Below are 523 nucleotides of genomic sequence, written 5' to 3'. Positions count from 1 at the left end.
ATTCGTTAGATTTTAATATTTTCATCAATACACATCCCCTTCCTAGTTATGTGTTACAAACAAGTGTTTATTTTATATTATCAAGGAATAATTTTTACATTGTATTTGGTTCATGCAAGCATTAAGGTAAGCATTTACAAATTAGCTATGTATTTGGGGGGATTATAGCTTTGCAAAAACACTTGTGTCAAGCGTTTATTGTGTTTGATCTTACAAGCACTAAGCCTTGTCTATCTGAAAAAAAAAGAAACCTTTTTTGATTTTACCACTAGTCTTTTGTTAAGAAATTTGTATGAATAAAGAACCTCTTGCAGCGAGACCAACAGGAACGGGAACAATTCCTTACTGTGATCAAATAATAATAGCAATGCTGTTAGTCATCATCATCGCTGTTCCACTCTTCTTTGATATTCATATTCACAGCGTCTTCGATCTGAGCAAGATTACAATTCTTTATATCTTGACCTTTTCCATACTGGCAACATGGTCTATAAAAACCATGATAACAAGAGAGTCTAAATTC

1 protein-coding gene is annotated in these 523 nt (G+C 32.5%); it reads left to right on the top strand.

Going from position 1 to position 523, the window contains the following annotated elements; all coding sequences use genetic code 11:
* Positions 1 to 292: 292 nt before the first annotated feature.
* Positions 293 to 523 (top strand): hypothetical protein (locus SCALIN_RS19630; RefSeq protein WP_133112082.1); only part of this gene is annotated, 231 nt, incomplete at its 3' end.

Origin of the sequence: Candidatus Scalindua japonica (assembly GCF_002443295.1) — a bacterium.
Taxonomy (GTDB): Bacteria; Planctomycetota; Brocadiia; order Brocadiales; family Scalinduaceae; genus Scalindua; species Scalindua japonica.
The sequence above is the reverse complement of the archived record's forward strand: the minus strand, read 5'-3'. Positions and strand labels throughout refer to the sequence as shown.